Source organism: Candidatus Baltobacteraceae bacterium (genome assembly GCA_035502855.1).
Lineage (GTDB): Bacteria > Vulcanimicrobiota > Vulcanimicrobiia > Vulcanimicrobiales > Vulcanimicrobiaceae > Aquilonibacter.
In genome coordinates this window covers 1-10,238 of sequence record DATJTX010000012.1, presented here as the reverse complement: position 1 = coordinate 10,238, position 10,238 = coordinate 1, and the positions used below count along the sequence as shown (strand labels likewise).

Here is a 10,238-nt window from a genome sequence, read left to right as displayed (position 1 = left end):
CGCCGGCCTGGAGCCGCTCCACGGCCGCCAGGCGGGTAATTTCGGAGGTCGACATCGTGAGAAGCTCCATGGGGAGGGATTCCTCTCGATGGGGACATCTCTATTGAGTCCAAATGGGGACATCTCTATCGAGCTCCGATAGTTCCACAATCCGCCTTGCAGACTGGGGGTGCCCCGTGCTACCATCCCTTGGTTGTCGCGCGGCCTCACCGCGCCGTCTTTTCACCTGCCGCAGTAGAGATAATGCCATGAACGTCATCGACGTGCTCAATAGCGAGCAACTCAAGGAATCGGTTCCGGACTTTCGGTCCGGCGACACGGTGAAAGTGTATTCAAAGGTCGTCGAAGGCGGCAAAGAACGCGTGCAGATGTTCGAGGGCGTGGTAACCGTCTGTAAGGGCGGAGGCAGCCATGCATCGATCACCGTGCGGCGCGTCGCGCACGGCGTCGGCGTCGAGAAGACGTTCCTGGTGCACAGCCCGCGGGTCGAGCGTATCGAAGTGAGCAAACGCGGCGTCGTGAGGCGCAGCCGCCTCTACTATCTGAGCGAGAAGGTCGGCAAAGCGGCCCGCATCAGAGAAAAGAAAGCAGTCAAGTAAGAACTGACGCCGTTCGCACTCTTGGGACTGATCGCACTTTTCGCGGTCGCCCGGTTGGCACTGAGCGGCAGGGCTTTCGCGGCCGGGCACCGAGAGGCGCCGGCGCTGCCCGCACTGCGGACCTATCTCGACACCCTGATCGTGGTGGGCTTGGTCGCGCTGTTGCTGGTCGTTTTCGTCATCCGCACCTACTACATCGACTCGATCTCGATGATTCCGACGCTCCAAGTCGGCGACGTCTTTCTGATCGACCAGCTCGACTATCACCTGCGCGCACCGCGCGACGGTGAAATTGCGGTCTTCAAGCCGCCGGTCCCCTCGGGAGGAAACGGGTTCATCAAGCGGATCATCGGCGCTCCGGGCGACGCGATTCGGATTTCCGGCGGTATCGTCTATCGCAATGGCCATCCGCTCACCGAGCCGTACGAGAACCAGCCCCCGAGCTACGACCTCGCAATCCGCAATTATACGATCTACGTCAACGGCGCGGCACTCCAGCCCGCGCAGGCCGACATCCCCCCGCGAGGAAAATGGCAATCGCCCGACCATATTCCCGACGGATTCTATTTCATGCTCGGCGATAACCGGAATTATTCCGACGACTCGCATGTTTGGGGATTCGTGCCGCGCAGCTCGTTCGGCGGTCGCGCCTTTATGATCATCTGGCCGCTCTCGCGATTCTCGATTTTGCACAGCTAACACGAACGAAGGAACATGACACCGTACGATCTTCTCGGTTTGGTTGCGATCATTCTCGTCTCGAGGATCGCGCTCTCGATTCGCCCGGTCACCGCGGCCTCAAAAGGACGCAGCGTCGCAATCGCTCGAGAATATCTCGATCCGTTCATCTACGCGGGTCTTGCGGCATGGCTGCTCATCACGTTCGTTGCACGAACCTACTACATTCCCTCAGCCTCGATGGTCCCGACGCTGCAAGTGCACGACGTGCTGCTGGTCGATAAGTTCGAATATCGCTTCCATCCGCCGCACGAAGGAGACGTGGTGGTCTTTCCACCGCCAATCCCCACGCCGGACGATTTCATCAAACGGGTGATTGGGCTTCCCGGCGAGAGGCTGCGTATTACGAACGGCGTCGTCTACATCAACGACGTACCATTGCGCGAGCCGTACATCGCGCAAAAGCCCGACTACGACTTGAAGATCCAGAAGTATGGCATCTGGGTCAACGACGGATTCGGATGGCGCGCGCTCGATCCGTCGACGGCGAATATCCCGCCGAAATCGCAATGGACTTCGCCCGACACGATACCGCCGAATTGCTATCTGATGCTCGGCGATAATCGCAACGACTCCGAAGACTCGCACATCTGGGGTTTCGCGCAGGACGCCGGTACGTTCGCAACCGGTCCGCGGGCCGGTGAGCGCGCCGGCTTCACCGGCCGCGCGTTCCTGATCTTCTGGCCGCCGAGCCAAATGAAAATCTTGAAATAACCGCGAATACGCCCAGGCGTGGTCCGCTTCGTGCAACTGCGCTCGCTCGCGAGCATCGCACTGCAACTTGCGATCCTCTGCGTGCTGATCGCCGCAACATTATTCGTCCGCTTACCCCAGGTTTCCGGACCGTCGATGGCGCCGCACATAAGCTCGGGCGAATTCGTCATCATCAACACGCTGGCGTATCGATTCGGCAAGCCGTCACGCGGCGACATCGTCGCCTTTAGGCACGACTCCGTTACGCCGGAGCTCTACATCAAGCGGGTCGTCGGTTTGCCCGGCGATCGCATTCGGATCGACCACGGTACGGTGTATCTCAACGGCGCACGGCTGGAAGAGCCCTACGTCCAATTCCGCGACGACCGCAGCCTGCCCGAGGTTACCGTGCCGGCCGGCAGCGTCTACGTGCTCGGCGATAATCGCGCGGTGAGCGAGGACTCGCGCGCATTCGGCCCGGTACCGGACGCGGAACTCATGGGCAAGGCGGTGGCGGGCGTATGGCCGCTCGGCTCGATCGGCGCGCTGTGAGCGGGCAGCTCGACAAAGTCGTCCAGTGGTATCCCGGACACATGGTCCGGTCGATGCGCCGGATCGCCGATTATCTCAAATTAATCGATATCGTGATCGAAGTGATCGATGGGCGCGCGGCGCGCAGCGATACGAACCCCATGCTCGACCGCTTGGCCGGCGAACGATCGCGCATCGTTGTGCTCAGCCGCGATGATTTGGCGGACCCCGCGATAACCAGCCGCTGGATCGAGTGGTTCGCACAGCGCGAACGCGAAGCGATCGCGGTCGAAGCGCGCAATCAACAGAGCGTCTCCCGCATCCTCGCGGCGCTCACCGCGCAAGCCAAGGAGCGCACGGGCATTTCGCGCGCAATCGTCGTCGGGGTGCCGAATTCGGGCAAATCGTCGATCATCAACGGTCTCTTGCGCCGGGGAGCGGCCAAGACCGAAGACCGAGCCGGAGTCACGCGAGCGCTACAATGGTTTCGCTTGGCGCCGAAGATCGAATTGATGGATACACCGGGCATCCTCGTGCCGAAGATCGAAGGAGCGCAAGCGCAATGGAAGCTCGCTTTGATCGGCGCGGTGCCGCGCGAACGTTACGATCCCTGCGAAGTCTGCGCCGAATTCCATCGTTGGCTGCTCGTTCGCGGCAACGGCCGAACGAACGTCCCGGATCTTGCGACCTTCGCCGGTGCGCGCGGATTCGTCCGGCGCGGCGGGGAGGTCGACGAATACAACGCGGCGCGGTCGTACATCAAGGCGTTCAACGACGGCGTATTCGGACGCATCAGCCTCGAGGCGCCGGACGATGACGGCCAAGCAGCGTAAGGCAAAGACCGCCTACGAGCGCGAGCGCCGGCGGCTCCTGCGTCTTCACCGCTTCGAGCAAGCCGCACGCGAGCGCGGTTTTACGTTGATCGGCGGCGTCGACGAAGCCGGCCGCGGACCGCTCGCGGGCCCCGTCGTTGCCGCCTGCGTCGTTGCAACCCAGCCGTTGATGCTGCGCGGGCTCAACGATTCAAAAGTCGTTCATCCGGCGCGGCGGCGCGAACTCGCGGAAAAAATTCGAGCGACGGCGGCCGGTTACGGCATCGGCGTCGCGAGCGTGGCCGAAATCGATCGGCTCAACATCTATTGGGCCAGCGTGCTCGCGATGGAACGCGCCCTCGCCGCGCTCGCGTGCGGTCAGCCCGAATTTCTTTACACGGACGCGGTCCGCATCCGTTCATTCCCGGGGCCGCAAGAGCCGCTGATCAAGGGCGACGCGCGCTGCGCGGTGATTTCCGCCGCGTCCATCTTGGCCAAGGTCCACCGCGACGAACTCCTCGTCGAACTCGACCGCGAGGATCCGCGCTACGGCTTTGCCGAGCACAAGGGGTATGCAACCGCATCGCATATCGCCGCGCTGCGCCGGCACGGTCCATGCGTCCACCACCGGGCGGCCTTTGCCCGCGTCCGCGAATCCCAGCTCGAACTCTTGTTCGCAGACGAGACGAGCGCAGAGGCGGCGGATGAGTTCTTTGAGTACGAGCCGCAAGGGACGCCGGGGTGAGGACGTGGCCGCTGCGTTCCTGACCGAATGCGGGTATCGCGTGATCGCGCGCAATCTGCGCACGCCCGGCGGCGAAATCGATCTGGTAGCGGTGGACGGTTCGACGCTGGTCTTCGTCGAGATCAAGCGGCGCGAAGGCCACACCTTCGGCTCGGCTCTCGCCGCGGTCGATGCCCGAAAACGCCACAGGCTACGCGCGATTGCGGCGGATTATGCCCAGATCGTCGCCCCGCGAGCGCGAATCCGGTTCGATATCGTGACGATAGACGGTAATCGCCTCGCTCTGCATCGAAACGCTTTCTGACCCATGGATAGAGCGGGCTAGTGGATTCACTCCAAGGACGGACTCTCGGCGGACGCTACGAGATCGCCGAGCTCATAGGACGCGGCGGAACCGCCGACACCTATCGCGGGCTCGACAAGACGCTGCGTCGAGACGTTGCGGTCAAGGTGCTGGTCGAACGTTCCGACGAGACCAACGCACGCCTTTTGATGGAAGCCCGCGCGATGGCGCGGTTGAATCATCCGTGCATCGTCGCGGTCTACGACGCAGGCGAAGATTCCGGCATCTCCTACATCGTGATGGAGCTGGTTCGCGGCCGGACCCTCTCGGCGCTCGAGGGTGGTGAACTCGGCTACAAACAGGCGCTCGGCTACATCTACGAAGTGCTCGAAGCGCTCGAGTACGCCAATTCGCAGGGCATCATCCACCGCGATATCAAGCCGTCCAACATCATGATCGTCGAAGACGGCAAGCACACCAAGCTCACCGACTTCGGGTTGGCGCGGCGGGCGAGCGAGGTCACGCAGACGACACGAACGGGTCAGATCGTCGGAACGATCTCCTATCTTGCGCCCGAACGGTTCTTGAGCAAGCCGGCCGACGTGCGCAGCGATTTGTATTCGGTCGGGATCGTGATGTACGAAATTTTCACCGGAACGCTTCCGTTCCGCAACGATCGCGACGACATCGTCGCCACGATGTACTCGCACGTCCACGACTTGCCCACGCCGCCCCGCGAGATCAACCGCAACATCCCGGAATCACTCGAGATCGTCATCATGCGCGCGATCGAGAAGGATCCGGGGCGGCGCTATCAGACGGCCAGTGAATTCATGGCCGACATCCAAGCGCTGCTCGGCCCGACGGTCCCCCTGCACTCGCACCCGGCACCGGTAGCTGAAGCCAAGCCGCTCAAAACGTTCGCGCCGTCCACCGGCGGTAAAACGACGGATCCCACGCTGCGCCAAGCCCTCGATCGCGCGCTGGCCAGTTCGCGCAATCGCAGCGACGCGCTCGAAAACGTGCTCAAGGGCATGATCGCGACGCGCCGGCGCGAGTACGACGAAGCGCGAGACGCCTACCTTTCCGCCATGCACGAACTCTCGGCGATCAACAACGAAGTAGAATACGCGAAGACGGCGCTCAAGTACGCGACGATGGTGCTGCAAAAAGCGACCGACGGAAAGCGCGAGCGCACCGAACTGCGGGACGGGGTCAACCGGCTCAACGAAGCGCTGCGCATCTTCCACGAGTACGGCCTTCACGAACAGTACGCGCACACCGAATATATGATCAACGCGCTCGAACGCACCGCGATCGGGATCATTTTCTAACGTAACGGATGATTGATCGAAAGCCGGAACTCCGGCGCTCCGTCACGCCCTGGGGTTCGTTTTCGTGGGGATACTCAGACGTCGGCGCCGACATCTTCGTCGGCCTGGGCTTGGTGCTGGGCGCGGCGGCCGGCGCCTCCAACGTCGCGTTTCTCTTTGCCGGTATCGTCTACGTTTGCATCGGCCTAGCCTATACCGAACTGGCGGCGACCTATCCGGTCGCCGGCGGCGGTCAGTACTTCGTGCTGCGCGGGCTCGGCGACATCTTCGGATTCATCGCCGGCTGGGCCGTTCTGCTCGACTTCACGATCGATATCGCGCTCTTTGCTTGGAGCTGCGTCGATTATTTGAGCGAACTGCTGCCGATTGTGGGCCAACCCACGCACCCGTGGGCACATTTCATTCTGGTCGTGGGCTTGATCGCAGGACTCTGTATCCTCAACATCATCGGTGTTCGCGAATCGACGGCATTCAACGGCTTCGTCAGCGCACTGGACGTGGTCAGCGAAACCGCGATCCTCTCGCTCGGCTTTCTCTTCGCGTTCAGCCCGGATCTTCTGGTGCATACGATGACCAACGCCTGGCCGACACCGTTCGAGCTGATGAAAGGCATTTCGCTCGCGATCGTTTCGTTCGTCGGTTTGGAATCGATATCCCAGGCCGCGGAGGAAACGCAGCGTCCGGCTTCCATCATCCCGCGCACCTCGACCGCGCTGATTTTGACGATCTTGATCTTCGCGCTCTCGTACGCAAATTTAGCGCTGGGCATGCACACCTGGCACCCGATACCGCTCGATGCGCACGGTCACCCGCAGATGCTCTGGCAGTGGCTGGGCAACACCGACAACAATGGCAAAGCGGTCGCGCTCATCGCGCGCGAGGTTCCGTACTGGGGCGCGATCGCGGCGTTCTACGTGCCCGTCCTAGGCGCGATCCTGTTGCTCATCTCATCCAATTCCGGCGTGTTCGGAAGTTCGCGTATCGCGTACGCGATGTCTTCCGGCGGTCTGCTTCCCTCGATCTTCCAACGCATTCACAAGCGGTTTCGCACGCCGACGATCTCCCTGCTGGTGTTCACCGGCGTCGCGCTGATCGAGGTCATCTTCGCGGCGCTGCCCTCGCTCGATCCGAGGATGGCCGCCCTCTACGCACAGCACTTCAACAACGAGAGCGGAATCGATTTCCTGGGCGACTTGTACGCCTTCGGCGCCGCGACGAGTTATTCGTTCGTTTTCGTCGCGCTGGTCGCGCTGCGGCTGGTCGATCCGCTGAGCCCGCGTAAGTTCAAAATCCCGATCAACATTCCGATGCGCTTCCGCGGCGAGCGCGTCGAGTTTCCGCTCGTCGCATTGATCGGCTTCATCGGTATGACGGCGATCCTGACCTTCACGTTGATCACGCATCCGATCGGACGCATCGCCGGCCCGTCGTGGATCGCATTCGGCGTCGTCTTGTATTTCATCTACCGCAAGCGCAAACAGCTTCCGATGCTGCGCTCGCGCAAACGCGACTGGCGCAGCGAACAGATCGAGATTCTGCGTCGCGCCGGCGAGCTCGAACTGATGGACGAGTACGTCGCGAACCTGAAGGCGAGCCAAGAGCGCGCTGCCGCGAAAGCGGCGGAGCACTAGCGCGGTGCGCACCGTTCGCGCGATCCTGGCGGTAGCGATGATTGTCGTCGGTGCGATCATCGTCGGTCGGATGGTTCGTTACCCGATCGGGGCCGCGTTCACGGGCATCGTTCTCGGCTTAGCAATGATCGCGCTCGGCATCGTGCGGCTTCGCATGCTTGCGAGCCGGGCTCGGCGCTCATGATCTATTCCGACGGCACGATCACCATCACGCTCGCCGGCGCGATCATCGCGCTCATCATCGCTTTTGCGATCGGCTCGACGATCTGGTGGATGCTGCATCCGCCGGCGTCGTTCGTACAGAAGATGGCCAAAGAGGCGGCCAGCGAGCTCGAGCGGATGGTCGGGTCGATCATCGTGGTCTTTTCGGCCGATATTCTTTCGACGCATATGATGGCATTGGCCGCCAAGCTCGCGCGCGGCGAGCGATCCGAACTGCTCGTGATCTATGTGATCGAGGTTCCGTACACGCTGCCGCCCGATGCGGAGATGCCGCTCGAGGAGCGCGCCGCACTCGACGCGCTTGGGACGGCCGAGACGATCGCGAGCGCAAGCGACGTGTCGATTCGCACGGAAATCATCAAAGCCCGATCGGTCAAACAGGCGGTACTCGACCTGGCAAAACGCGAAAGGGCAAACCTGATCATCGTCGGATCGTTCCGCGAGGGGAAGTACACCGGAGCGCCGCTCGGGCGCACGATCGAAGAAATCGCCGCCGACGCCAAGTGCGACGTACTCATCGGTGTCGAAGGCAAGCACGGGACACTGCTCTACGAAGAACCGGGACCGCCTGGTCCACCCACGCCGTAATCGGAGGATTCATGCACAAAGGGTATCTTTCGCTGGCCGTTATCGCAGCGGTGCTCGTGGCGCTCGTCGCGCCTGCGGGCGCCCGCGCCGCACAAACTGCTCCCGGGATCGACGCGTTCAACGCTGCGTTCGCGCAGGTGAACTCGTTCACGTTCAAGCTGCACTCGCACGAAACCAAAGGCACCGCCGTGCAGGACCGCGTCTACGATTATTCGTTCATGAAGCCACACTTCGCCAAGACGTTGATCGAATCGGGCGACGGCCGCGGCTCGGGCGGCGTATGGGCGGGCGGCGATCAAGTCAGCGGACATCAGGGCGGTTTTCTCTCGGGGATCCATCTCAAAGTCGGCCTGCACGACGGCCGCGCGACGTCGCTGCGCGGCTACACGATTCCCGACGGCCTGCCGCAGAACATCGTCGCGGCATACACCAGCGTGCCCGGCGAACTCGCCCAAGGCCCCGGCGGAAAAATCAACGGCGTTCCGACCGACCTGCTTACGCTCAAAGTCGCCGATCCGGCCAGCAACGGCGGCGTGAGCCTGCAAAAGCTCTATCTTTCGCAAGAAACGCACTGGCCGGTGCGCCAAATCTTCTACGCAGGCGATACGGTCGTGTTGGACCAGTCGTTCACGGATTACAACTTCAACGCGAACCTGACCCAAAACGACTTCCCGTTCTAGTGCATGCTGCACGTGCGGTTTAGTCGTCTCGCCAATACCAAGCCTCTTCACAGGCGTACCCTGAGGGGCCGAGGGGTATCAGGGCGTCCTCCGCGTACTCAAACCGCGTTCCGCACATGTGCGGGCATTTTGCGGCGGCGTGGCAATCGTTCAGCACGATTGAATCGGGTCCGTAGTCTGGCGGAACGTCTGCGACCGTAACAAAGAGCGCGAAAAGCGACCGCGGGCCAACGAAGGCGTATTTGAGGTACGGGGCCGCCCGGGGGGCTAATTGCGCTCGTACGGCGCGCACCTCGGCAACCTCGGCTCGAGTGAGGCCGCTTCGCTTCAGGCTGCTCTCGTCCGCAAAGTAAATGCGAACCGGGGGTGGAGACTCTAGAGCTACACCTTCAATCAGTTCCATAGTCCCAGCGGCGAGGTGCCCACTTCTCGCGAGACTGGCAACAGGTAGAAGCGCTAGGACAACTGTCGACACGAAAAGGCGTTTCAGTCCCATGCCCCGTCGCTTAGACTGCTTTTGCGAGGAATTCCTTTCACGCCGATCAAATGCCTCGCCTGTTGAAGTCGCGCTACGGGCGAACTAAGACGGCTAGGGCATGCGCCTTTTCGGGGGAGGGCTACCATGTCAACCGCGCGCTTGCATATTGCACTTGCTTTATTCATCCTCGCCGCGATGCTTGGCGCTTGCGGCGGTGAGAGAAACTCGTCTGCACTGCCCTCTTCAGGTCAGCTTTCACAAAGCGCGATCCGGCCCGCGTCAACGCGGAGAATATCAGTAAGCTCGGATTCGCGGAGCTTCGCATCCGAGAGCGGCAAGCGGATCACCGACGCCGACATAGATCGTTTTATCGACCCATCAATAACGGGCAGCGACCGGCTCCTCGCTCATGAGCTACTTGCCATGGAACCTCAGAATATGCGTGGCGATTTCGTCTACGTTAGGAGCAACGGCACAGTGTTCTCGAATCGCCCTGCCCTTGCGGCGGCCACGGTTAAGGAAGCACTTACCGCGAACCTCGATAGGCCGTCAGGCCTATCGACGAGGGCAGCGCTAGCCGGAAACGCCCGGTCCCTGGCGTACCCGCCGCCCGTCACGACCGGCACGGGTCCATATGTGAGCGAGTACTCGGGCCAAGGCGTAACCGCATTCTACGGATACGTGGCCGTCCCGTGTGGAGATACCCAATTCTACTATAATGAATATGGGTACCTCGATGTTGGTTACCTCTACTCGGGCAGCTTTGGGATCGTGTCCCAGCGCGTGGTGTATGAACCGCGGCTCGGCGAGGTGGGCTGTCAGCCGGTGATCACCGCTGAAAGCCTAGCGGCCTGATTGTCGCTGAGCGCCGTGAGTCCTTCGAGTTGCATGTAGCGGCGCTGCA

At 61.9% G+C, this 10,238-nt stretch carries 13 protein-coding genes; all 13 read left to right on the top strand.

Annotation, left to right across the window (positions count from 1 at the left end):
* Positions 1–248: 248 nt before the first annotated feature.
* The 13 genes from rplS (at position 249) to VMF11_02385 (ending at position 10,189) form a co-directional block, all read left to right on the top strand.
* Entirely contained in the window at positions 249–599 is a 351-nt protein-coding gene (rplS, locus tag VMF11_02445) for a 50S ribosomal protein L19 (GenBank protein ID HTU69154.1), read from the top strand.
* 21 nt (positions 600–620) lie between these two features.
* Complete coding sequence (lepB, locus tag VMF11_02440; protein ID HTU69153.1) at positions 621–1,298, top strand: signal peptidase I; 678 nt, start codon at positions 621–623, stop codon at positions 1,296–1,298.
* A 15-nt stretch (positions 1,299–1,313) separates the two neighbouring features.
* Positions 1,314–2,051, top strand: a complete 738-nt coding sequence (gene lepB, locus VMF11_02435; GenBank protein ID HTU69152.1) for a signal peptidase I — start codon at positions 1,314–1,316, stop codon at positions 2,049–2,051.
* An 18-nt stretch (positions 2,052–2,069) separates the two neighbouring features.
* Positions 2,070–2,582, top strand: a complete 513-nt coding sequence (gene lepB, locus VMF11_02430) for a signal peptidase I (protein HTU69151.1) — start codon at positions 2,070–2,072, stop codon at positions 2,580–2,582.
* Positions 2,579–3,394 (top strand): ribosome biogenesis GTPase YlqF, encoded by an 816-nt coding sequence (gene ylqF / locus VMF11_02425; GenBank protein ID HTU69150.1) that lies wholly within the window; start codon positions 2,579–2,581, stop codon positions 3,392–3,394. Before lepB (VMF11_02430) ends, ylqF begins: the two co-directional genes overlap by 4 nt.
* The gene (locus VMF11_02420) at positions 3,375–4,118 is read left to right on the top strand and encodes a ribonuclease HII (GenBank protein ID HTU69149.1); all 744 of its coding nucleotides are present in this window, start codon (positions 3,375–3,377) and stop codon (positions 4,116–4,118) included. The genes ylqF and VMF11_02420 overlap by 20 nt, the downstream gene beginning before the upstream one ends.
* Positions 4,087–4,422, top strand: a complete 336-nt coding sequence (locus VMF11_02415) for a YraN family protein (GenBank protein HTU69148.1) — start codon at positions 4,087–4,089, stop codon at positions 4,420–4,422. Before VMF11_02420 ends, VMF11_02415 begins: the two co-directional genes overlap by 32 nt.
* 20 nt (positions 4,423–4,442) lie before the next feature.
* Complete coding sequence (locus VMF11_02410) at positions 4,443–5,735, top strand: protein kinase (GenBank protein ID HTU69147.1); 1,293 nt, start codon at positions 4,443–4,445, stop codon at positions 5,733–5,735.
* Positions 5,736–5,743: 8 nt separating this feature from the next.
* Complete coding sequence (locus VMF11_02405; protein HTU69146.1) at positions 5,744–7,366, top strand: APC family permease; 1,623 nt, start codon at positions 5,744–5,746, stop codon at positions 7,364–7,366.
* A gap of 4 nt (positions 7,367–7,370) precedes the next feature.
* Positions 7,371–7,550 (top strand): hypothetical protein, encoded by a 180-nt coding sequence (locus VMF11_02400; GenBank protein ID HTU69145.1) that lies wholly within the window; start codon positions 7,371–7,373, stop codon positions 7,548–7,550.
* On the top strand, positions 7,547–8,176 hold the full coding sequence (locus VMF11_02395; protein HTU69144.1) for a universal stress protein: 630 nt from the start codon (positions 7,547–7,549) through the stop codon (positions 8,174–8,176). Before VMF11_02400 ends, VMF11_02395 begins: the two co-directional genes overlap by 4 nt.
* 11 nt (positions 8,177–8,187) lie before the next feature.
* A complete protein-coding gene (locus VMF11_02390) occupies positions 8,188–8,856 on the top strand; it encodes a hypothetical protein (protein ID HTU69143.1) in 669 nt (222 codons plus the stop codon).
* 622 nt (positions 8,857–9,478) lie between these two features.
* Positions 9,479–10,189, top strand: a complete 711-nt coding sequence (locus VMF11_02385) for a hypothetical protein (GenBank protein ID HTU69142.1) — start codon at positions 9,479–9,481, stop codon at positions 10,187–10,189.
* Positions 10,190–10,238: the final 49 nt, after the last annotated feature.